We start from the raw sequence: 22,560 nt of genomic DNA, 5'->3' as shown, positions 1-22,560 counted from the left end.
TCGCTACCTCAGCTGTTCCGCTTTGTAGTAGCCCGAGTCGATGAGTTCCTTCTGGTAGTTCCCCTTGTTGAGGATCACCGATTCCAGCAGGAATGCCGGGACGACCTTCTGGCCGTTGTTGTGGTCAGTCGTGTTGTTGGCCTCGGCCTTGCCGCCCTTGAGCACCGCGTCGGCCATCTTGACCGTGGTCTCGGCGAGTTTGCGGGTGTCCTTGAAGATCGTCGAGTACTGCTCGCCCGCGATGATCGACTTCACCGACGCGACCTCGGCGTCCTGCCCGGTGACCACGGGGTACGGTTGGCCCGGGGTGCCGTAGCCGTTGCTCTTCAGCGCCGAGAGGATGCCGATCGAGAGCCCGTCGTACGGCGAGAGCACGCCCTGCACCTTGTCGCCGGAGCTGTAGGTCTTGGTCAGCAGGTCTTCCATCCGCCGCTGCGCGGTCGCCGCCTGCCAGCGCAGGATCGCCGCGACGTTGAACGCGGTCTGGCCGCTCTTGACGACCAGCGTCCCGTTGTCCAGGTACGGCTTCAGCACCGACATGGCGCCGTTGAAGAAGAACGTCGCGTTGTTGTCGTCCGGCGAGCCCGCGAAGAGTTCGACGTTGAACGGCCCCTTGCCCTCACCGGGCGAACCGTCCTCCTTGAGCACCTGGAGCCCGGTGAGCAGCGACGTCGCCTGCTGCACGCCGACCTTGAAGTTGTCGAAGGTCGCGTAGTAGTCGACGTTCGGGGTGTTGCGGATCAGCCGGTCGTAGGCGATGACCGGAATCTTCTTGTCCGCGGCCTGCTGCAGCTGGGTGGTGATCGCGGTGCCGTCGATCGAGGCGATCACGAGCAGCTTCGCGCCCTTGGTGATCTGGTTCTCGATCTGGTTCACCTGGGTGGGGATGTCGTCCTCGGCGTACTGCAGGTCGACCTGGTAGCCCAGCTTTTCCAGTGCCGCCTTGATGTTGTCACCGTCGTGGATCCAGCGCTCCGACGATTTGGTCGGCATCGTGACGCCGACCAGACCACCGGCGGCACCGCTCGCGGCCGCCTGCTGATCGCCGGTCTTCTCACTCGAACCGCAGGCCGTCAGCGCGGCACCGAGGCCGACCGCCACGGCCACCGTGGCCAGTTTCGTGAACTTCATTGTTCCTTCTCTCCGGTGGGGACCGATCAGAATCCTTGTGCGAGCCGGTAATAGGCTTGGTTCCAGCGCATCCGGTCGGCGATCGAAGCGGGTGTCGTGGTCTGGTCGATCACCAGCAGTTCGACGTCGAGCATGGTGGCGAAATCCCGGATCGTTTCGGCGCCGACGGCCTGCGTGAGCACCGTGTGGTGCGGCCCGCCCGCGGTGATCCACGCCTCGGCGGACGTCGCCAGCGACGGCGACGGCTTCCACACCGCGCGCGCGACCGGCAGATTCGGCAGCGGTTCGTCCGGCGCGACGACCTCGACCTCGTTGGCCACCAAGCGGAACCTATCGCCGAGATCGGCGAGGCCGATCACGACGGCGTCGCCGGCGGCGGCGTCGAACACCAGCCGGACGGGATCCTCGCGGCCGCCGATACCGAGCGGGTGGATCTCGCACGAAGGCTTGGCGGCGGCGATGCTAGGGCAGACCTCGAGCATGTGCGCGCCGAGGATCTTCGGTTCGCCAGGGCCGAAGTGGTAGGTGTAATCCTCCATGAAGGACGTTCCGCGTTCGGAGTCTCGGCCCATCGCCTTGACGGCGGTCAGCAGCGCGGACGTCTTCCAGTCGCCCTCGCCGCCGAAGCCGTAGCCGTCGGCCATCAGGCGTTGCACCGCGAGACCGGGGAGTTGCCGCAGGCCACCGAGATCCTCGAAGTTCGTGGTGAACGCGCCGAACCCACCGTCCGTCAGGAACGTACGGAGGCCTTGCTCGATCCGGGCGGCGTACCGCAGCGATTCGTGCCGCTCCCCCGCCTTCGTCAGCTCCGGCGCGAGCGCGTACGACTCGGCGTACTCCTCGACGAGGGTGTCGACCTCGGCGCCGGGCACCGCGTCGACCAGCGCGACGAGTTCGTTGACGCCGTAGGTGTTCACCGAGACGCCGAACTTCAGTTCCGCCTCGACCTTGTCCCCGTCGGTGACCGCGACGTCGCGCATGTTGTCACCGAACCGCGCGAGCTTGAGCGAGCCGATCGTCTGCCGGCCGACCGCCGCGCGGACCCAGGCGTCGACCCGGTCGGCGACCGAGGGATCCGCCGCGTGCCCGGCGATGGTCTTGCGCGGCACCCCGAGCCGGGTCTGGATGTAACCGAACTCGCGGTCGCCGTGCGCGGCCTGGTTCAGGTTCATGAAGTCCATGTCGATGGACTGCCACGGCAGCGCCTCGTTGAGCTGGGTGTGCAGATGCAGCAAGGGTTTCCGCAGCGCGTCGAGCCCGGTGATCCACATCTTGGCCGGCGAGAACGTGTGCATCCACGCGATCACGCCGACACAGGCGTCGTCCGCGTTCGCCTCGAGCATCACGCGCCGGATCGCCGACGGCTCGGTCAGCACCGGCTTCGCGACGATCCCGGCCGAGATCCGGCCGGTGTCGGCCAGCATCCGCTGGATCTGCAACGACTGGCCCGCGACCTGTTCGAGGGTCTCCTCGCCGTAGAGCGCCTGGCTCCCGGTGAGGAACCAGACCTCGGTCTTGCGTTGTGTGCTCACTTCTCTCCCTGCTGGCCGTAGACGTTCTGGTAGCGCGCGTAGAGCCGGTCCACGTCCTGTCCGGACAGTGGTTCCGGCGTTCCCAGCGCGGAAGCGATGTGGACGGTCTTCGCGACGTCCTCGACCATGACCGCGGCCTTGACCGCGTCCCGTGCGGTGCGGCCGACGGTGAACGGGCCGTGGTTGCGCATCAGCACCGCGGGCGAGCGGCTGGACCGCAGCGTCTCGACGATGCCCCGGCCGATCGAGTCGTCACCGATCAGCGCGAACGGTCCGACCGGGATCTCCCCGCCGAACTCGTCCGCGATCATCGTGAGCACGCACGGGATCGGTTCTCCGCGCGCCGCCCAGGCGGTGGCGTAGGTCGAATGCGTGTGGACGACACCGCCGACCTCCGGCATGTGCCGATAGACGTACGCGTGCGCGGCCGTGTCCGAAGACGGCGCCAGGTCACCGTGGACGACTTCGCCGTACAGGTCGGTGACGACCATCGTGTCGGCGGTCAGGTGCCCGTAGGACACGCCGGACGGTTTGATCACCATCAGGTCGTGTCCGGGTACGCGCGCCGACACGTTGCCCGCGGTCCAGATGACCAGTTCGTACCGGGTCAGCTCGCTGTGCAGCCGCGCGACGGTGTCCCGCAGTTCTTCGAAGGTGTCCGTGATCTCCACGGCGAGGCTCATCGGTGCTGTCCTTTCCTGGCGGCACGGCGACGGGCGGCGAGCCGGTGCATGACGTCGTTGGTCCCGCGGCCGAAGTAGTCGTGCAGCGCGGCGTACTCGGCATAGAGGTCGTTGTAGGCCTTTACGTTCTCGGCGATCGGCCGGTGGACCGCGCGGCGGACCGAGCCCATCGCGAGCGCCGCGGCCGGAACGTCCGGATGCGCTCCGGCGGCGACGGCGGCGTGGATCGCCGAACCCAGCGCGGGGCTCTGCGCCGAACCGGCCACCGAAAGCGGCAGGTTCGTGACGTCGGCGTAGATCTGCATCAGCAGGGGGTTCTTGACCAAGCCACCGGCGACGATCAGTTCGGTGACCGGCACCCCGGCGCCGTCGAAGGTCTCGATGATGGTCCTGGTGCCGAACGCGGTCGCTTCCAGAAACGCGCGGTAGGCGTCCTCGGCACGGGTCGCGAGCGTCTGCCCGACGACGACGCCGGACAGTTCGTGGTCGACCAGTACCGACCGGTTCCCGCTGTGCCAGTCGAGCGCGACGAGACCGTGCTCACCGATCTCCTGTACCGAGGCGAGCCGGGTGAGCAGTTCGTGGACGGAGATCCCGGCTTCCCTGGCGTCGTCCACATAGGACGACGGAACGCCGTGTTCGACGAACCACGCGAAGATGTCACCGACGCCGCTCTGGCCCGCCTCGTAACCCCACTGCCCGGAAACGATCCCGCCGTCGACGACGCCGCACATGCCCGGCACCTCGCGCAGTTCGGCACCGTTCATCACGTGGCAGGTGGAGGTGCCCATGATCGCGACCATCTGCCCCGGCTCCACGGCCTGGACGGCGGGTGCGGTGACATGCGCGTCGACGTTGCCGACGGCGACCGCGATCCCTTCCGGCAGCCCGGTCCATTCCGCGGCCTGGGCGCTCAGGCTTCCCGCCTTGGCGCCGAGAGCGCCCAGCGGATGCACGAGCTTGTCGTCCACAAAGGACCCGAAGCCGGGCGCGAGCTCTTCCAGGAATTCAGCGCTCGGGTAGTGGCCGTCCTGGAGAATGCCCTTGTACCCGGCGGTGCACGCGTTGCGGACGTAGGTCCCGGTGAGCTGCCAGACGATCCAGTCAGCGAGCTCGACCCAGTGCCGCATCCGGTCGTAGACCTCGGGCGCCTCTTCGAAGACCTCCAGCGCCTTGGCGAACTCCCATTCCGAGGAGATCAGCCCGCCGTAGCGCGGGAGCCACGACTCGCCACGCTTGCGTGCCAGCGCGTTGATCCGGTCCGCCTGCGGCTGCGCGGAATGGTGCCGCCACAGCTTCACATAGGCGTGCGGATTCCCGGCGAAGTCCGGCAGTTCGCACAACGGCGTGCCGTCGACCGTGGTCGGCACCATCGTGCAGGCGGTGAAGTCGGTGCCGATGCCGATCACGTCGGCGGGATCGGCGCCGGCGGCCCGGACGGCTTCCGGCACGGCGGTGCGGAGGACGTCGACGTAGTCCGACGGCACCTGCAGCGCCCAGTCCGGTGGCAGACCGTGCCCGGTCTCGGGCAGGATCCGGTCGACCACGCCGTTCCGGTACTCCGAGACCGCGCTGCCCAGTTCCGCGCCGTCGCGGACACGGACGACGACGGCCCGGCCGGACAGCGTCCCGAAGTCGACGCCGACGACCAGCGGCTCCCCTGTACTCACTTCTTCTCCCGCATTGTTAGCGTTCACATTTCTGGCCGAGAACCACGATCACGCGTGTTTGAAGCCGTAACTCTCGTGATTGAAGGCGTAACTCACGTGTTTGAAGGCTTAACTCACGTGTCTCCGGCCGGATCACCTGGCAAGGAGCGCCCACGCTGTCAGTCGAGGGCGGCTCCCGCGACGAGGAGGTTGCGAAAGCCACTTTCGCAACGTTGAAGGTTGCGAAAGTGGCTTTCGCAACGCCTGGCCCGGACCGGGAGCCCGGGGAATGGCACGAGAAACATCGACCTTCCCCTCATGAGGCTCGCCTGCCGACGAGGCGTTGCAAGACGATGAAGGCGAACAGCAGCGCGCCGGTGATGATCGAGGTCCACCAGGAGTTCAGCGTGCCGTCGAAGGTGATCAGGGTCTGGATGATGCCCAGCACCATGATCCCGAGCACCGTCCCGAGGACGTAGCCGGAACCGCCGGTGAGCAGCGTGCCACCGATGACGACGGCCGCGATCGCGGTCAGTTCCAGGCCGACGCCGTTGAGCGGATCGCCGGAAGACTTGTACAGCACCAGGAGCAGGCCACCGAGCGCCGAGCAGAACCCGCTGAGCGTGTAGACCGAGATCCGCGTCCGGCCGACGTTCAAGCCCATCAGCAGCGCCGACTTCGGGTTGCCGCCGATCGCGTAGACCGTCCGGCCGAACCGCGTTCCGTAAAGGACATACACGGCGGCCGCGACCACGACGAGCGCGACGACCACGCCGATCGAGATGTGCAGCTCCCCGCCGAGCGGGATCTGCGTCTGCGCGAGGCTCGCGACCGTCGGATCGTCGATCGAGTACGCCTGGGTGCTGATCGTGTAGCAGAGCCCCCTGGCGAAGAACATCCCGATGAGCGTGGCGATGAACGGCTGGATCTCGAAGACCTGGATCAGCACGCCCATCCCGAAACCCAGCGCCGCGCCGATCGCCAGGACCGCGGGGATCACCGCGAAAACCGGCCAGCCCTGGTTCTGCAGCAGGTCGGCGGAGACCACAGTGGACAGCGCCACCACCGAGCCGACCGACAGGTCGATCCCGCCGGTGAGGATCACGAACGTCATCCCGACGGCGACGACCAGCAGGAAGGCGTTGTTGATGAACAGGTCGAGCACGACCTGTCCGGAGCCGAACGCCGTGTAGCTCGAAGCGCCGTAGATGTAGGCGCCGACGAGCATCGCCATCGTCGCCAGGATCGGCAGATGCCGCTGCCGCGGCCGATAGCCCTTGATGCGGTCGAGGGTCGTCATACCCCGGCCTCCACCTTCTCCGGCACGACGGCGGCAGGCGGCGGGGCCGTCTTCCGCCGCCTGGCGAGCTTCTTGCGGAACACCGGCGACTGCAGCAGGCAGACCGCCAGCACGACCACGGCCTTGAACAGCATGATCGCCTGCGGCGCGATGCCGAGCGCGTAGACGGTGGTCGTCAACGTCTGGATGAGCAGTGCGCCGATCACCGATCCGGTGAGCGAGAACCGGCCACCGGTCAGCAGCGTCCCGCCGATGACGACGGCGAGGATCGCGTCCAGTTCGATGAACTGCCCGGCGTTGTTGCCGTCGGCGCTGTGCACGTTCGCACTGATCATCAGTCCGGCGATGCCGGCGCAGAGCGCGCAGAAGACGTAGGTGAGCCAGATCAGCCGGGACGACCGGAGCCCGGCGAGCCTGCCCGCCTCCGGGTTGCCGCCCACCGATTCGACCAGCAGGCCCAGCGCCGACCGGCGGACCAGCACCGCCGCGATGGCGAACACCGCCAGCGCGATGAGGATCGCGCTGGGCAGGCCGAAGGTGAACCCGCTGCCGATCCACTCGTAGGGATGCGAATTGACGGTGATGATCTGGCCACCGGTGATCAGCTGGGCGATACCGCGGCCCGCGACCATCAGGATCAGTGTCGCGATGATCGGCTGGATGCCCAGGACCGCCACCAGCCAGCCGTTCCACACGCCGAGCGCGAGGGCCAGCCCCAGTGCCATCCCGACCGCGGCGAGCGTCCCGCCGAGGCTGTTCTGGTCGCCGAGTCCGCTGATGTGCAGACAGGCGAGCGCGCCGCTGATCGCGACGACCGCGCCGACGGAGAGGTCGATCCCCCGCGTCGCGACCACCAGGGTCATGCCGATCGCGATGAGGATCAGCGGGGCGCCGTTCTTGAGGATGTCGATCAGGTTCCCGTAGAGATGTCCGTCGCGGAACTCGATCGCGAAGAACGCCGGATGGACGATGAGGTCGCCGAGCAGCAGCGCCAGCAGCGCGGCGACGGGCCAGAACAAGCGATGCTTGGTCATCGTGCGACTCCTTCGGCCATCGTCGCCATGACGCGGTCCGCGGTCAGCGATTCGTTGTCCAGTACGGCGACCACCGAGCGGTCACGCAGCACGACGACCCGGTGGCTCAACCGCAGCACCTCCTCGAGTTCGGCGGAGATGAACACGACGGCCATCCCCTCACGCGAGAGCCGGGCGACGAGCCGCTGGATCTCCGTCTTGGCGCCGATGTCGATGCCGCGCGTCGGCTCGTCGAGGATCAGCAACCGCGGTTCGGTGATGAGCCACCTCGCGAGCAGGACCTTCTGCTGGTTGCCGCCGCTCAGGTCTCCGACCTTCGCTTCGGCGTTCGCGGGCCGGATGTCGAGCATCGCGATGTAGCGCTCGGCGATCTCGTCCTGCCGCCGCCGCGGGATCGGCCGCGCCCAGCCCCGCGAAGCTTGCAACGCGAGCACGATGTTCTCGCGCACGGTGAGTTCCTCGACGAGGCCTTCGGTCTTGCGGTTCTCCGAGCAGAACGCGATGCGGTGGTCGAGTCCGGTCCGCGGCGTCTTCAACGACACCGGCTCACCGTCGATCCGCACGGAACCGCTGTCGGCGTGATCGGCGCCGAACAGCAGCCGCGCCAGTTCGGTGCGGCCCGAACCGAGCAGACCGGCGAGACCGACGACCTCACCCGACCGGATGTCGAGCGAGAACGGCGCGACACCGCCCTTGCGGCCGACGTCGCCCGCTTCGAGGAACACCGGCGCTCCGGCGAGGTCGGACCGGCTGTGGCCCGCGTCCTCGATGTCTTCGAGGGCCTCGAGTTCCTTGCCGATCATCCTGGTGACCAGGTCGACCGGGGTGATCTCCTCCGTGCGGTACTCACCGATCAGCTTGCCGTTGCGCAGCACCGTCATCCGGTCCGCGACGGCGAAGACCTGCTCGATGAAATGGGAGACGAACAGGACCGCCATCCCTTGATCCCGCAGCGAACGCACCACGTTCAGCAGCTGCTCGACCTCGCCGGCGTCCAAACTGGACGTCGGTTCGTCGAGCACGAGGACACGCGCGTCGACGTCGAGCGCCCTGGCGATCGCGACAAGTTGCTGCACCGCGATCGAGCAGCTGCTCAGCTCGGCCGAAACGTCCACCTCGACGTCCAGCCTGGCCAGCAGCGAGGCCGCCCGGCGACGTGTCTCACGCCAGTCGATGCGCCCGCGCCGTCGCGGCTCCTTGCCGAGGCAGATGTTCTCCGCCACCGACAGGTTCGGGCAGAGGTTCACTTCCTGGTAGACGGTGCTCACGCCGGAGCGCTGCGCTTCGCCCGGGCCGCTGAACGCGACCCGGGAGCCGTCGAGTTCGATCGTGCCCGAGTCCACCCCGTACACGCCGGTGAGCACCTTGATCAGGGTGGACTTGCCGGCGCCGTTCTCACCCATGAGGGCGTGCACTTCGCCGGGGAACATCCGGAAGGACACGTCGTCGAGGGCGACCACGCCGGGGAATTCCTTCCGGATATGACTCATCCGCAGCATCGCGAGGGGTTCTGTCATCGGCTCAGTACTGGCGTTGCGGCAGCGCGGCCTTCGCGGCGGCCTGGGCGAATTCGGTCTCGGTGGTCTCGATGCGCGGGGGCACCTGCTCGCCGGCGGCGACCTTCTTCACCAGATCCATCAGCTGCGGGCCGAGCAGCGGGTTGCATTCGACGACGTGGTTGATCTTGCCGTCGGCCAGTGCCTGCAGGGCGTCGCGGACGCCGTCGACCGAGACGATCTTGATGTCCTTGCCGGGCGCCTTCCCTGCCGCCTCGATCGCTTCGATGGCGCCGAGGGCCATGTCGTCGTTGTGGGCATACAACACGTCGATCTTGGGCTGGGACTTCAGGAAGGCCTCCATGACCTCCTTGCCCTTGGCCCGGGTGAACTCACCGGTCTGCGACGCGACGACCTTGAACTTCGGGTTCGACGCGATGACGTCCGCGAAACCCTTCTTGCGGTCGTTCGCCGGCGCGGAACCGGTGGTGCCCTGCAGTTCCACGATGCTGACGTCGCCCGCCGCCGAGCCGAACTCCTTGGCCAGCCACTCGCCCGCCTTCTTGCCCTCGGCGACGAAGTCCGAACCGAGGAAGGTCTTGTACAGCGTCTTGTCCGGCGAGTCGACGGCCCGGTCGGTGAGGATCACCGGGATGTTCGCCGTCTTCGCCTCCTTGAGCACGGTGTCCCAGCCGGATTCCACGACCGGAGAGAAGGCGATCACCTTCACCTTCTGCTGGATGTAGGACCGGATCGCCGCGATCTGGTTCTCCTGCTTCTGCTGGGCGTCGGAGAACTTCAGCTCGATCCCGGCCGCTTTCGCGGACTCCTGGATCGACTTCGTGTTCGCCGTGCGCCAGCCGCTTTCCGCGCCCACCTGGGCGAAGCCGAGGGTGAGGGCGCCGCCGCCACCCGTACCGCCGCCACCGCCGCACGCGGAGAGCAGGAGCAGCCCGGCCACTCCGGCCACGATCGCCGTCCACGGTTTTCTCGCCACATCGACTCCTAGATCCGCACTGATCAGTTGAGTTAGCGTTAACACTTACGCCTGAGCTCTGGAAACGGCTCGGGGTGCTACGAAAGACCGGTACTCTCCCGCACGATCAGTTCGGGGACCACCAGCTCGCGATCTCGGTCCTCACCACCGTTCATCCGGCGGCGGAGCAGGTCGAACGTGCGCCTCCCGACTTCGACGAAGTCCTGGCGCACCGTCGTCAGCGGCGGCGTGTAGTAGGCCGCCTCGGGAACGTCGTCGAAGCCGACGATCCGCATCTCCCCCGGCACGTTCACCCCGGCTTCGGTGCAGGCACGGAGAAAACCGAGGGCCATCTGGTCGTTCGCCACGAACACCGCGTCGAGCCCCTGTTCGCCGACGAGAGACCGCCCCGCCGCGTACCCGGACCGAGCGCTCCAGTCGCCGCGGATGACGGGCGGGATCCGCGCGCCGTGCCGCTGCAGGGTTTCGCGCCAGCCACGTTCGCGGTCGAGCGCCTCCAGCCAGTCTTCGGGTCCGGCCACATGCCAGACCGTCTCGTGGCCGAGGCCGAGGAGGTGCTCGGTGGCGCGCCGCGCGCCGTCGTACTGGTCGACCGTGATCACCGGGACCGGCGCCTTCTCCCCGCCGCCGACCGCGACGAGCGGCACGTCGCTGGGCGCCGCCTCCAGCGCGCGTGCGGCGGTGACGTGCGGCGCGATCACGACGATGCCCTCGACGGCCTGGCGGCGCAGGCGCTCCACCGCGTCCGCGATCGACGACCGGCCCGGACGGCTGATGCTGGTTATGGTCGTCGCGTAGCCGGCTTCGCGGGCGGCGTGCTCGATGCCGCTCAAGGTGCTGGCCGGACCGTAGAGGTTCGCCTCCAGCGCGACCACGCCGAGCGTGCCCGAGCGGCCGGTGACCAGCGCGCGGGCGACCGAGTTCGGCCGGTAGTCCAGCTGCTCGATGGCGGCGTTGACCCGGACGCGCGTCTCGGCGCGGACCGGCCCGGTGCCGTTGATGACCCGCGAGACCGTCATATGCGAAACCCCCGCGAGCGCGGCCACGTCGGTGAGACTGGCCTGCTTGCTCTCGGTGGTTTCGCGCGCCATCGCCTGTCTCCCAATCCCGGTACCGTGTGACGAGTGCCGCAAGTGTTAGCGATAACACGATCCGGGTCAAGCGCTCCCCGAGTCACAGTCGGGTCACGGAGACCGGAGTCAGCTGGAGGCGCGATGCGTGAGCGAGACCGGCAAGATCCGCTGGCGGGGCTTGAGATCCCGGTCGTCCATCACCGCGAGCAGGGTCTCGACCATCACGCGCACCTGTTCGCGCGGGTCCTGGTGGACCGACGTCAGCGGTGGGTCCATCTCCGGCGCGAGGGTCGCGTTGTCGTCGAAGCTGACGACGGCGACGTCCGACGGGATCCGCCGTCCGGCGGAATGCAGGGTCCGGAGCGCGCCGAGGGCCATCATGTCGCTGGCCACGAAGACGGCGTCGAGGTCGGGGCGCCGCGCGAGCAGGTTCGACATCGCCTTCGCGCCGCCGGTCAGGGTGAAGTCGCCTTCCTCCATCAGGTCTGCCGGGTCGAGTCCGGCGTCGAGGAGGGTTTTGCGCCAGCCGGAGAGCCGGTCGATCGCCGCGCTCTGGTCCTGCGGACCCGCGATCGTGGCGATCCGGCGATGGCCTGCCTCGACCAGATGCGCGACCGCGAGCTTCGCGCCGCCCTCGTTGTCGAAGTCGACGACGTGGACACCGCGTTTCAGCCCGGCCGCCTGCCCGCCGTACACGACCGGGATCCTCAACTGCCGCAGCGCCTTGGGCAGCGGATCGGTCCGGTGCGGGGCGAAGACCAGCACGCCGTCGACGTGCCCGCCGTCGAGGAACCGGACCGTGCGGTCGAGATCGTCGCGGGTGTCACTGAAGATCAAGACCATCTGGCAGCCGACGTCGGCGAGTTCGCGATAGCCCGCGCGCATGACCGCGGTGCGGTACGGGTCGTCGAGCAGCCGCGCCTCCGGCTCCGAGAGCACGACCGCGACCGCACCGGTCCGCCTGGTCACCAGCGATCTGGCCGCCTGGTTCGGGGAATAGCCGAGTTCGCGGGCCGCGGCCTGGACCTTCTCGCGGGAACGCGCGCTGACGTAGCCGTCGTCGTTCAGCGCACGGGACGCCGTCGACCGGCTGACCCCGGCGGACGCGGCGACGTCCTCCAGCGTCGGCCTGCCGTCTTCCTCTGGTCGAGGCCCCACCCGCGCCACCTTCACTCTTCAGCTCCATCCGGACACCGACAGCTTAGTGCTCGGCGGGCGGCGACACTGAGAGCGCTCCCCTGATGGAAACACTCTCATTACAAGCTCTTGACACCGCCATACCTTGGCGACAGACTCGGCGCATCCTGGGAGCGCTCCCATTTTCTCCCCACCCCATCAGCGAGGGACACGACGTGAGAAGCATCCGGAACGGCCTGGTGCTGGCACTGGGTATCACGATGACGGCGTTCGGCCTGGCGGCGTGCGGCGGTGACGACGGCGGAACCCCCGCCGCGTCCGACCCGAACGCGAAGGTCGAGCTGTCACTGGCGACGTTCACCGAATTCGGCTACGAGGAGCTCATCCCCGAGTACGAGCGACTGCATCCGAACATCAAGATCACCCACCGCAAGACCGGTCAGGGTGGGCCGTACCACCAGGATCTGATCACGAAACTAGCCGCGGGGTCCGGCCTCGCCGACGTCACCGCCGTCGAGGAAGGGCATCTGTCGAACGTTCTCGACAAGGGCTCGAAGTTCAACGACCTGCCCAAGATCGGCCCGGCGGAGGCCTCCCCCGGCCGTTGGCTCGGCTGGAAGTACGACGCGGCGAAGACCAAGGACGGCAAGGTCATCGGTTACGGGACGGACATCGGCCCGCTGGCGATGTGCTACCGCAAGGACATGCTCGAAGCGGCGGGTCTGCCGTCCGATCCCGAAGCGGTCAAGCCGCTGTTCGCGACCTGGGACAGCTACTTCGCCGCCGGCGACCAGTACGTCGCCAAGACCGGCGGGAAGGCGTGGTTCGACTCGGCCGCGCAGAACTTCAACGCCATGGTCAACCAGCTCCCCACCGGCTACATCGGCAACGACGACAAGCCGGCGCTGGAATCGAACCAGGGCATCAAGGACGCCTGGACCAAGGTGACCGGCGCTGTCGCGAAAGGACAGTCGGCCAAGCTGACCGCGTTCAGCAACGAGTGGAACTCCGGCTTCAAGCAGGGCGCCTTCGCCACGAAGGTGTGCCCCGCGTGGATGCTCGGCGTGATCGAGGAGCACTCCGGTCCTGAGAACGCGGGCAAATGGGCGGTCACCGCGGCCTTCCCCGGTGGCGGCGGGAACTGGGGCGGCTCGTACCTGACCGTGCCCACGCAGTCGAAGCACCCGAAGGAGGCGGCCGAACTCGCCGCCTGGCTGACCGCGCCCGAGCAGCAGATCAAGGCGTTCAAGGCGAAGGGCACCTTCCCCAGCCAGGTCAAGGCGCTGGAGGACCAGGCGCTGCTGAGCGAGACCGACGCCTACTTCGGCGGCGCCAAGATCGGCCGGCTGTTCGCCGAGCAGGCGAAGAAGGTCGCCAAGCCCCAGTACAAGGGCCCCGGCGACGGTCAGATCCAGGAGAACGCGTCGAGCCCGGCACTGCAGGCCGTCGAACAGGGCAAGTCCGCGGACGAGGGCTGGACGCAACTGCTCGACGCCGCGAAGAAGATCACGCGCTGACCGATGACCGTCGTCGACAAGATCGCGCCGGACAAGGAGAGGGCCGGGGTGCGCACGTCGCCCCGGCCCACCCTCCGCCATCGGCTGAGCCGGTGGGACGTCAAGGTCTCGCCGTACCTCTACATCGCCCCGTTCTTCGTCGTGTTCGGGATCGTCGGGCTGTTCCCGCTGCTCTACACGGCGTACGTGTCCCTGTTCAGCTGGGAGGCGGGTGACGACAACCCCGTTTTCATCGGACTGGACAACTTCAAGGAGTTGTTCGCCGACACGCAGTTCTGGAACGCGCTCGAGAACACCGTCAGCATCTTCCTGCTCTCCAGCGTTCCGCAGCTGATCATCGCGGTCCTCCTGGCGGCGCTGTTGAGCGCCCGGCTCCGCGGGGCGACCGGCTGGCGCGTCGGCGTCCTGCTCCCCTACGCCGCCAGCCTGGTGGCGCTCGGGATCATCTTCGCGAACCTGTTCGGGCCGAAGTACGGGCTGGTCAACGGTCTGCTGCAGACGATCGGGCTGGATCCGGTCGACTGGCAGGCGGGCCGGTTCAGCAGCCACGCCGCGATCGCGATCATGGTGAACTGGCGCTGGACCGGGTACAACGCGCTGATCGTGCTCGCGGCGATGCAGGCCATCCCGAAGGAACTGCACGAGGCCGCGCTGATCGACGGCGCGGGCGCCGCACGCCGGTTCTTCAGCATCACGCTCCCCTTGCTGAAGCCGACGCTGATCTTCGTCACGATCACCTCGACGATCGGCGGTCTGCAGATCTTCACCGAGCCCAAGCTGTTCGACGCCATGCCGGGGTCGAACAACGGCGGCTCGTCCAACCAGTTCCAGACCGTGACGCTCTACCTGTACCAAACGGCCTTCGAGAACTACGAACTCGGTTATGCCTCGGCGATCGCGTGGGTGCTGTTCGTGATCATCGTGCTGATCGCGCTGGTGAACTTCTTCCTCACCGGCAGGCTCACGGCGGTGAAGAAGAAATGACGGTTATCCACAGTGGACTCAAGCGAAGCGTTTCGGCGCTGGGCAAGCCGCGCAGGGCGACCTACGTCGTGCTCGCGATCTTCGTGCTGGGCTCGCTTTTCCCGTTCTACTGGTCGTTCCTGGTCGCCAGCCGGGACAGCGGGATGCTCACCGAACGGGTCCCGCCGTTCCTGCCCGGCGGGAACTTCTTCGCCAACGCGGCGAGGGTGTTCGACACCGTGCCGTTCTGGAAGGCGCTCGCGAACAGCCTGATCGTGTCCGGCACGGTCACCCTCACCACGGTGCTGTTCTCGTCGCTGGCCGGGTTCGCCTTCGCCAAACTGCGGTTCCGCGGGCGGAACGGGCTGTTCGTGTTCATCGTGATCACCCTCGCCGTACCGATCCAGCTCGGCATCATCCCGCTGTTCATGGCGATGTCCGAGTTCGGCTGGGCGGGCGGATTGCAGTCGGTGATCGTGCCCAACCTGGTGACCGCGTTCGGCGTCTTCTGGATGCGTCAGTACACAGTGGACGCCGTACCGTACGAACTGATCGAGGCGGCGCGCGTCGACGGCTGCAGCATGATCCGGATCTTCTGGAACGTCTGTCTGCCCGCGGTCCGGCCGGCGGCGGCCATCCTGGCGATGTTCACGTTCATGACTTCGTGGAACGACTTCCTCTGGCCGCTCGTGGTGCTGGACGCCGGCAACCCCACCGTCCAGCTGGCGCTGGAGAAGCTGCAGAGCGGCTACTACGTCGACTATTCGCTGGTGCTGGCCGGGACCACCCTGGCCACCATCCCGATCCTCATCGTCTTCCTCCTCCTCGGCCGCCAGATCGTGGCCGGGATCATGCAAGGTGCCGTGAAAGGGTGACCATGTCCGCTCATCCCGACAGTGTCCGGGCGAAGACCGCGCTGGAGTTCCCGCCCGGATTCGTGTGGGGCGCCGCCACCGCGGCCTTCCAGGTCGAAGGGGCGACGGCCGCCGACGGCCGGACCGACTCGATCTGGGACGTCTTCGCCCGCCGTCCCGGCGCCGTCGTTGGCGGCGACACCGGGGAGCCGGGCGCCGACCACTACCGGCGTTATGCCGAAGACGTCGATCTGATGCGGCGGCTCGGGCTCGGCGCGTACCGGTTCTCGCTGTCGTGGCCGCGGATCCGACCCGACGGCGGCACGCCGAACCCGCGCGGCCTCGAGTTCTACGACCGGCTCGTCGACAAGCTTCTCGACGCCGGAGTCGAGCCATGGGCGACGCTGTATCACTGGGATCTCCCCCAGTCGCTGGAAGACGGGGGTGGCTGGGCGGCACGCGAGACCGCCTTCCGGTTCGCCGAATACGCCGAAACGGTCGTGGCACGCCTGGGCGATCGGGTGCCGCGCTGGTCGACCCTGAACGAGCCGTGGTGCGCCGCGATGCTGGGTTACGCGCGGGGGATCCACGCACCCGGCAGGCAGGAACCCCGCGCCGCCGTCGCGGCCGCGCACCACCTGCTGCTCGGACACGGACTGGCGATGGACGTCCTGCGGCGGCACACACCGGCCGCGTCGTCGGGGATCACGCTGAACCTGTACCCGGTGTCGGCGGTCGATCCCTCGTCCACTGTGGACTCCGAAGCCGCGCGCCGGATCGACGGCCTGCAGAACCGGCTGTTCCTGGACCCGGTACTCCGCGGCTCCTACCCCGAGGACCTGCTGACCGATCTGGCGCCGCTCGGCATCGGAGAGCTGGTGCGGGACGGCGACCTCGCGACGATCGCCGCTCCGATCGACTGGCTGGGCATCAACTACTACCGCGGCTACCAGGTCGCGGGCACCCCGCTGCCCGGCAGTGAACCGGCGGGCGCCGACTGGCTCGGCTCCCCCGACGTCCATTTCGTGCCCGACGAAGCGGCGCCCCGCACCGACTCCGGCTGGGAGGTCCAGCCCTCGCGGCTCACCGAGTGCCTCGTCCGGGTCCATCGCGACTATCGGCCGATCCCGTTGTACATCACCGAGAACGGCGCGTCCTATCCGGACGCGCTGATCGGCGGGGACATCGCGGACACCGATCGGATCGCCTTCCTCGACTCGCATCTGCGCGCCGCGTACGACGCGATCGAGGCGGGCGTCGACCTGCGCGGCTATTTCTATTGGTCGCTGCTCGACAACTTCGAGTGGGCCGAGGGGTACGGCAAGCGGTTCGGGCTCGTCCACGTCGATTACACGACGCAGCGGCGGACGCCGAAACAGAGTGCGCTCTGGTACGCCCGGGCGATCAGTCTCAACGGGCTGAGCTGAAGACAGGGCCGTTCAGGCACTTTTCATCCTGAACGGCCCTTTCCCGACCTCTACGCGCGGGAGCGCTCGACGCGTTCCGCGGCGGCCCGCCGGTCTTGACCGTCGGCGCCGAAGGCACTGAAGTCGTTGACGCAACCAGGCACATCCGCGGTGGAAGTGCAGTTGTCCGGCCGGTTGCCACTCACCACGGCCCCGTTGACCAGGGCGACGCGTCCGCCGAGCGTATGAATGCCGCCGCCGGAAGCGGGAGTCGGGTACCGGCCGGCCCCAGGTTCGCCCGCCGCATTGTCGCTGACCGTCCCGCCGTCGAGTGTCAGACTGTCGTCGAACACACTGAGCCCGCCTCCTCGACCTCCGTAACCGGAGAACCCGGAGTACCCGCTCGGCCCCGCGACGCCGGCATCGCCGCCGCGTCCCGCCAGGTTGCCGGTGATGGTGGTGCGGGTGATGACCGGATTCTGCAGCACACCGCGGCTGGTCGACATGATCAGGCCGCCGCCCGTGCCGCCGCTGCCGCCGTGTCCGGCTCCGCCGCCTTCCGCACCTCCCGTGCCGCCCTTGCCGCCACTCCCGGCACTGTTGCCGGTGACGAAGCCGTCGGTGATCCGAAGGACGCTGCCTCTGAGCACGTCGACACCGGCGCCGAAGCCGGCGTAGCCGCCCGAGCCACCCGATTTGGCGGCCACTCCGTTTCCGCCAGGGCCACCGGAGCCGGAGGCGTTGCCGCTGATCGAGGTGCGGGTGATCGTCAACGTCGTCGGAACGGAAGAGTAGGAGGAGATCCCGCCGCCGGAGCCTCCGGAGCCGCCGGCACCGGCACTGGTGGTGGCCGTGGCGTCTGCGCCCGGCGCACCGGAGCCGGCGGTGTTGCCGCTGATGACGCTGTCGATGATGGTCAGCGGACCCCAGTTGTTGATTCCGCCGCCGGACTCGCCCGGATTCGCATAGCCGGAGGAACCGATCCCGACACCGTCGGCAGCGTGCCCGCCCGCGATCGTGACTTCGTTGAGGGTCAGGTCGCCCCAATTGTTGATGATCCGGAATCGGGGCGCGTCCTTGGCGCGTTCGATGGTGGCGTGATTACCGTTGACAGTCAGCTTTCCTTCGATGGAAGGCAGTCCGGCCTTCCAGGTGGCATCGGCGACCGAGGTGAGCGTGTACACGCATTTCGCCGCCAGGGACAACGTGTCCGGCGCGGAAGTGGCGTTGGCCTCGGCGACGGCCCGGACCAGCGCGGCGGAGTCACAGGGAACGACGGTTTCGGCGGCTTGCGCCGGTGGTGCGACCAGGGCGAACGCCCCCAGCGCGGTCACCGTGGTCGCGATTCGTCTTCGGGTTCCGGCATTCGACATCAGCGGAAAACCTCCCAGGTCGAGTAATGGCCATCGAGAACATTAGAAGTCCTCGTCTCCGCCCTCAATGAATATGATTCGGACCACACGATTACCGATCACCGGGAATCGTGGCGGACAAACGAATAGACGCCGGGATTCGCGGCCGGCCCTCGCCGGGCCGGTGGATTGCGGTGGCCACCGTCCGGCAGGTCTTGTTATCGTAGGTACGGACCTGATCGACGAGCAGTGGAGACCAGACGTGGCGGGTGAAGACGACATCTCCGGGTGAGCCGGAGTAGGCAGGCCACCGGCGTCGACGCCGATGTGGCCTCTTTGTCGTCCCTCAAGCCACGTCCACCGCGGTGCAGCCTCAAGGCGCCCGCTGTCTTTCGCGAGGTCATTTCCATGTCAGACGCCTTCGTCGTCGTGTCCGCCCTCTCCTTCTCCTGGCCGGATGACACCCCGGTCTTCGAGGACCTGTCCTTCACCGTGCCCGGTGGCCGCACCGGCCTGGTCGCGCCGAACGGGGCGGGCAAGAGCACGCTCCTCAAACTGATCGCCGGAGAGCTGCGGCCGGCGTCCGGGTCGGTCTCCACCCAGGGAATCCTCGGCTATCTGCCGCAGTCGCTACCGCTCACCGCCGGGCTGAACGTGGCCGAGGTACTGGGCATCGCCCCGCAGCTCGCGGCGCTGAGCGCGATCGAATCCGGAGACGCGAGCGAAAAGCACTTCACCACCATCGGGAACGACTGGGACATCGAAGAACGCACCCGTGCCCAGCTCGACCGGCTCGGCCTCGACGGCATTTCGCTGGACCGGAGCCTGCGCACGTTGAGCGGCGGGCAGATCATCTCCCTCGGCCTGGCCGCGCAATTGCTGAAACGGCCCGACATCCTGCTGCTGGACGAACCGACCAACAACCTCGACCTCGACGCCCGCCGCAAGCTCTACGGGGTGCTCGAAGACTGGTCCGGCTGCCTGTTGCTGGTGAGTCACGACCGGGAACTGCTCGACCGGATGGACCGGATCGCCGAACTCGACCGCGGCGATCTCCGGTACCACGGCGGGAACTTCACCCAGTACGAAGCGGCCGTCAAGGCCGAGCAAGAGGTCGCCGAACGCAACGTCCGCAGCGCCGAACAGGAGGTCAAACGCGAGAAGCGGGAGATGCAGCAGGCCCGCGAGCGGGCGGCGCGGCGCGCGGGCAACGCCGCCAGGAACCTCGGCAACGCCGGCCTGCCGAAGATCTTCGCCGGCACCATGAAACGCAATGCCCAGGAGTCCGCGGGCAAGGCGAACGAGACGCACGCCGCCCGGGTCAGCGATGCGAAGAACCGCCTCGACGAGGCCGAACGCTCCCTCCGCGACGACCAGAAGATCGCACTGATCCTGCCGGGCACCAACGTTCCCGCCGGGCGCACGATGTTCCACGGCGAGCACATCCAGGTCCGCTACGGCGACCGGAACGTCTTCGCGGGTGACGGAGTCGACCTGACGATCCGCGGTCCCGAACGGATCGCGCTGACCGGCGGAAACGGCACCGGGAAGTCGACCCTCCTGCGGGTGCTCAACGGAGACCTCACGCCGGACAGTGGCGTGCTGAAGCGAGCCGAAGGCCGGATCGCGTACCTCTCCCAGCGGCTCGATCTCCTGGACCTCGACCGGACCATCGCCGAGAACTTCGCCGCTTTCGCTCCGGGCCTCCCCGAGTCGCAACGGATGACACTGCTCGCCCGCTTCCTGTTCCGAGGAGCGCGAAGCCAGCTTCCCGTCGGCGTGCTCTCCGGGGGCGAGCGCCTGCGTGCCACCCTGGCCTGCGTCCTGTTCGCGGAACCCGCGCCGCAACTGCTCTTGCTGGACGAACCGACGAACAACCTCGACCTGGTCAGCGTCGGACAACTGGAGAGCGCTTTGGGGGCGTATCAGGGTGCTTTCGTGGTCGTGAGCCACGACGAGCGGTTTCTGGCGGAGATCAAGGTGGACCGGCGGGTGCGGTTGACCGGTGGGGCACTCGTGGAGTCCTGAGGCTCTTCGGCCGGGTCGTGAGTGGCAATTCGTACCCTAACACTCACGGCCCGGCGCTTCGGTCACTCGAGCGCAAGGAGCGCGGTCACCAAATCACTCTTGAGTGGTAAATGCGCTCGTTCATTGTTGCTTAAAATTACGAACATGTGTTCGATTGTTTTGGGATATCATGGCGGGGTGTCCGAGACCTTCCTTCCCGAGTTGCCGCAGGAGCTGTGGCGCGCTGGCAAGCTGGAGCTTGCCCATGGCGTGCAGCAGTCCTTGCGGGTGATTCGGATGGCTACCGCCGGGCTGGGGCAATATCTGGCGGAGATCGAGTCTCGGGGCGTGAAGGACTTGTATGGGTATGGGTCGACGGCTGCTTGGTTCGCGGATGTGGCGGGGTTGTCGCGTGGTGAGGCTCAGCCTGTGGTGAATCGGGCGCTGGCGTTGAATCCGACCCGCGCGTTGGATGGGACCGAAGTTCCCGCTGTCGCGCCCGCGACTGCTGCGGTGGCGGCCGAAGGGTTGGTTGGAGACGAGCGGGTCGATCAGATTCTGGAGTTCTTGAAGAAGCTGCCAGCTGAGACGTCTGTTGAGGATCGGGCGGGTGCGGAGAAGATTCTCGCGACTCTCGCCCGCGACGCTGGGCCCCGGCAGCTCGCGGACGCCGAACAGAACCTGCTCGGGTTGCTGGATCCGGACGGGAACGAGCCGAAGGATCCGGAGCCGAAGGAGCCGCGTCGGGAGATCACGCTGGAGCGGCGTAAGGACGGGTTCTGGAAGCTGACCGGGCTGCTCGATGACGAGACCGGTGCCCGCACTCACGCCGCTCTCGAGGCGTATGCCCAGCCCCGCCCGGTGGACGAGTTCGGCCAAGCCGATCTGCGGATGAAGTGTGAGCGCATGGGAGACGCGTGGGCTGACATCCTTGACCTGGCGATCGCGTGCCCCGATCAGCCTGGTACCAGCGGCTACCGGACCCTGGTGCATGTCACCATCGGACTCGACGAACTCAAAACCGGCCTCGGCACCGCCTGCCTGGATTTCGTCGGGACGATGACCGCGCGCGAAGCCCGCCTCGCTGCTTGCGACTGTCTCATGCTGCCCGTGGTGATGAGCGCCGCCGGGGAGCCCCTCGATGTGGGGCGGCTGCGGCGGTTCGTCACACCAGGCCAACGCCGTGCCCTCAACATCCGCGACGGCGGCTGCGCGTTCCCCGGCTGCCACCGGAAACCCAAAAACTGCCACGCCCACCACATCCATCACTGGGCAGACGGAGGACCGACGGATCTCCGGAATCTGGTGCTGCTCTGCGGATTCCACCACCGGCTGATCCACCACGGCGACTGGGAAGTCCGCATGGCCGCCGACGGGCTACCGGAATTCATCCCACCCCAATACCGGGATCCGCTCCGACAACCCCGCCGCAACACCCTCCACCACGTCTAAATCCCGAGGAGCCCGTCGGCCACACCGGCGACGGGCCCCTCGCCATGCCCGCTCCGCGAAGGCCTCCTTCCCTACCCTGAGAGCAGGCAAGGAGCCCTTCACTACCGTCGATTCTTACTTCAGCACGATGACCTCGACGCGATGGACGAAGTCATGTCCAGCGGCCAACACCGGGATCTGAAGTACCCGAAGGCCCTCTTCCTGTTCTCGGCAAGGTGTGAAGGTCGAGTTTCCTCGGCTGAGCGGAGGGAAGGGGGCCTTCACGCGCCTCGCTGTGGCTGGCGGCACTGGCGAGGCTCGTTCCGTGAAGGCCTCCTTGAGGGACTCTGGGTCCCTCAAGGAGGCCTTCACGGACCACCGGCCGTTCCATCCGAGCCGATTCGGAACAGGAACGAAAAAGCCCGCCGCCGAACCGGCGACGGGCTGGAAGGAAAAGGTCCCGCTTCCGCTCAGCGAAGGCTGGGGGTTCCTGCGAGCAGGAAGCGGGAGTTTGTGGCCGGTACGGGGGCCGCCTCTCGGCGAGTGGCTCGACACGGCTCCGGCCGAACCGGTATTCCGTGAAGGCGATAGTTGAGGCCCGGGGGCACCATCCGTACCGACACTCTCTACAACGCACCACCGTTCGAAATGTTCCCCGGCACCGATCCCGAATCGATGTGACCCGCGTCTACACTCGAATGTACGAAAAAGACCCGCTCCCGCTCAGCGAAGGCCTGGGGGTTACCTGCGAGCGGAAGCGGGAGCCAACAATTCATTCAACGCGCCGACCCGAGAAAATGTTCCCGGCGAGCAAGTGACGTGCGTCAACCGAGGTCCGGTCGGACAAAAAAGACCCGCTCCCGCTCAGCGAAGGCCTGGGGGTTACCTGCGAGCGGAAGCGGGAGCAAAGGTCGATACGGTGGGCCGCCTCTCGGCGAAAGGCACGACATGGCTCCGGCCGAACCGGTATTCCATGAAGGCGAAGGGTGAGGCCCGGG

Annotated in this window: 17 protein-coding genes; 6 read left to right on the top strand and 11 right to left on the bottom strand. The window is 67.5% G+C overall.

Annotated elements, in window-relative coordinates:
* Positions 1–3 precede the first annotated feature (3 nt).
* The 10 genes from chvE to ACLJQ7_RS00540 form a co-directional block, all read right to left on the bottom strand.
* The gene (chvE, locus tag ACLJQ7_RS00585) at positions 4–1,131 is read right to left on the bottom strand and encodes a multiple monosaccharide ABC transporter substrate-binding protein (RefSeq protein WP_410646098.1); all 1,128 of its coding nucleotides are present in this window, start codon (positions 1,129–1,131) and stop codon (positions 4–6) included.
* Between the two features lie 26 nt (positions 1,132–1,157).
* A complete protein-coding gene (gene araA, locus ACLJQ7_RS00580) occupies positions 1,158–2,663 on the bottom strand; it encodes an L-arabinose isomerase (protein WP_410646097.1) in 1,506 nt (501 codons plus the stop codon).
* A complete protein-coding gene (locus ACLJQ7_RS00575; RefSeq protein ID WP_410646096.1) occupies positions 2,660–3,346 on the bottom strand; it encodes an L-ribulose-5-phosphate 4-epimerase in 687 nt (228 codons plus the stop codon). The genes araA and ACLJQ7_RS00575 overlap by 4 nt, the downstream gene beginning before the upstream one ends.
* Positions 3,343–5,016 carry a ribulokinase gene (gene araB, locus ACLJQ7_RS00570; RefSeq protein ID WP_410646095.1) on the bottom strand — a complete coding sequence of 558 codons (1,674 nt, stop codon included), beginning with the start codon at positions 5,014–5,016 and terminating at the stop codon, positions 3,343–3,345. The genes ACLJQ7_RS00575 and araB overlap by 4 nt, the downstream gene beginning before the upstream one ends.
* Positions 5,017–5,311: 295 nt before the next feature.
* On the bottom strand, positions 5,312–6,295 hold the full coding sequence (yjfF, locus tag ACLJQ7_RS00565; protein WP_410646094.1) for a galactofuranose ABC transporter, permease protein YjfF: 984 nt from the start codon (positions 6,293–6,295) through the stop codon (positions 5,312–5,314).
* Positions 6,292–7,329, bottom strand: a complete 1,038-nt coding sequence (locus ACLJQ7_RS00560; RefSeq protein ID WP_410646093.1) for an ABC transporter permease — start codon at positions 7,327–7,329, stop codon at positions 6,292–6,294. The genes yjfF and ACLJQ7_RS00560 overlap by 4 nt, the downstream gene beginning before the upstream one ends.
* Positions 7,326–8,828, bottom strand: coding sequence for a sugar ABC transporter ATP-binding protein (locus ACLJQ7_RS00555; protein ID WP_410646987.1), 1,503 nt, complete (start codon positions 8,826–8,828; stop codon positions 7,326–7,328). Before ACLJQ7_RS00555 ends, ACLJQ7_RS00560 begins: the two co-directional genes overlap by 4 nt.
* 22 nt (positions 8,829–8,850) lie before the next feature.
* Entirely contained in the window at positions 8,851–9,822 is a 972-nt protein-coding gene (locus tag ACLJQ7_RS00550; protein WP_410646092.1) for an ABC transporter substrate-binding protein, read from the bottom strand.
* 77 nt (positions 9,823–9,899) lie between these two features.
* Positions 9,900–10,913, bottom strand: a complete 1,014-nt coding sequence (locus tag ACLJQ7_RS00545; protein ID WP_410646091.1) for a LacI family DNA-binding transcriptional regulator — start codon at positions 10,911–10,913, stop codon at positions 9,900–9,902.
* Between the two features lie 108 nt (positions 10,914–11,021).
* Complete coding sequence (locus tag ACLJQ7_RS00540; RefSeq protein ID WP_410646090.1) at positions 11,022–12,068, bottom strand: LacI family DNA-binding transcriptional regulator; 1,047 nt, start codon at positions 12,066–12,068, stop codon at positions 11,022–11,024.
* A 179-nt stretch (positions 12,069–12,247) separates the two neighbouring features.
* On the opposite strand from ACLJQ7_RS00540, the gene ACLJQ7_RS00535 reads away from it, so the two are divergent.
* The 4 genes from ACLJQ7_RS00535 to ACLJQ7_RS00520 are packed head-to-tail and all read left to right on the top strand — an operon-like array spanning position 12,248 to position 16,793.
* Complete coding sequence (locus ACLJQ7_RS00535) at positions 12,248–13,549, top strand: extracellular solute-binding protein (RefSeq protein WP_410646089.1); 1,302 nt, start codon at positions 12,248–12,250, stop codon at positions 13,547–13,549.
* 3 nt (positions 13,550–13,552) lie between these two features.
* Positions 13,553–14,533: a carbohydrate ABC transporter permease gene (locus ACLJQ7_RS00530; RefSeq protein WP_410646088.1), complete on the top strand. Its 981-nt coding sequence runs from the start codon at positions 13,553–13,555 to the stop codon at positions 14,531–14,533.
* Entirely contained in the window at positions 14,530–15,387 is an 858-nt protein-coding gene (locus ACLJQ7_RS00525; RefSeq protein ID WP_410646087.1) for a carbohydrate ABC transporter permease, read from the top strand. Before ACLJQ7_RS00530 ends, ACLJQ7_RS00525 begins: the two co-directional genes overlap by 4 nt.
* Before the next feature lie 2 nt (positions 15,388–15,389).
* Complete coding sequence (locus tag ACLJQ7_RS00520; protein ID WP_410646986.1) at positions 15,390–16,793, top strand: GH1 family beta-glucosidase; 1,404 nt, start codon at positions 15,390–15,392, stop codon at positions 16,791–16,793.
* A 50-nt stretch (positions 16,794–16,843) separates the two neighbouring features.
* Here ACLJQ7_RS00520 and ACLJQ7_RS00515 read toward each other — a convergent pair whose 3' ends face one another.
* Complete coding sequence (locus ACLJQ7_RS00515; RefSeq protein ID WP_410646086.1) at positions 16,844–18,145, bottom strand: hypothetical protein; 1,302 nt, start codon at positions 18,143–18,145, stop codon at positions 16,844–16,846.
* A 387-nt stretch (positions 18,146–18,532) separates the two neighbouring features.
* On the opposite strand from ACLJQ7_RS00515, the gene abc-f reads away from it, so the two are divergent.
* Complete coding sequence (gene abc-f, locus ACLJQ7_RS00510; RefSeq protein WP_410646084.1) at positions 18,533–20,152, top strand: ribosomal protection-like ABC-F family protein; 1,620 nt, start codon at positions 18,533–18,535, stop codon at positions 20,150–20,152.
* Between the two features lie 177 nt (positions 20,153–20,329).
* The gene (locus ACLJQ7_RS00505; protein ID WP_410646082.1) at positions 20,330–21,583 is read left to right on the top strand and encodes a DUF222 domain-containing protein; all 1,254 of its coding nucleotides are present in this window, start codon (positions 20,330–20,332) and stop codon (positions 21,581–21,583) included.
* Positions 21,584–22,560 lie beyond the last annotated feature (977 nt).

Source organism: Amycolatopsis sp. cmx-4-54, assembly GCF_046548895.1.
Lineage (GTDB): Bacteria > Actinomycetota > Actinomycetes > Mycobacteriales > Pseudonocardiaceae > Amycolatopsis.
The sequence above is the reverse complement of the archived record's forward strand: the minus strand, read 5'-3'. Positions and strand labels throughout refer to the sequence as shown.

Coding starts and splice junctions, on each gene's coding strand:
- yjfF (WP_410646094.1), bottom strand. CDS start 6,295: ATGACGACCCTCGACCGCATCAAGGGCTATCGGCCGCGGCAGCGGCAT.
- ACLJQ7_RS00575 (WP_410646096.1), bottom strand. CDS start 3,346: ATGAGCCTCGCCGTGGAGATCACGGACACCTTCGAAGAACTGCGGGAC.
- ACLJQ7_RS00555 (WP_410646987.1), bottom strand. CDS start 8,828: ATGCTGCGGATGAGTCATATCCGGAAGGAATTCCCCGGCGTGGTCGCC.
- ACLJQ7_RS00515 (WP_410646086.1), bottom strand. CDS start 18,145: ATGTCGAATGCCGGAACCCGAAGACGAATCGCGACCACGGTGACCGCG.
- ACLJQ7_RS00520 (WP_410646986.1), top strand. CDS start 15,390: ATGTCCGCTCATCCCGACAGTGTCCGGGCGAAGACCGCGCTGGAGTTC.
- abc-f (WP_410646084.1), top strand. CDS start 18,533: ATGTCAGACGCCTTCGTCGTCGTGTCCGCCCTCTCCTTCTCCTGGCCG.
- ACLJQ7_RS00545 (WP_410646091.1), bottom strand. CDS start 10,913: ATGGCGCGCGAAACCACCGAGAGCAAGCAGGCCAGTCTCACCGACGTG.
- chvE (WP_410646098.1), bottom strand. CDS start 1,131: ATGAAGTTCACGAAACTGGCCACGGTGGCCGTGGCGGTCGGCCTCGGT.
- ACLJQ7_RS00560 (WP_410646093.1), bottom strand. CDS start 7,329: ATGACCAAGCATCGCTTGTTCTGGCCCGTCGCCGCGCTGCTGGCGCTG.
- ACLJQ7_RS00530 (WP_410646088.1), top strand. CDS start 13,553: ATGACCGTCGTCGACAAGATCGCGCCGGACAAGGAGAGGGCCGGGGTG.
- ACLJQ7_RS00525 (WP_410646087.1), top strand. CDS start 14,530: ATGACGGTTATCCACAGTGGACTCAAGCGAAGCGTTTCGGCGCTGGGC.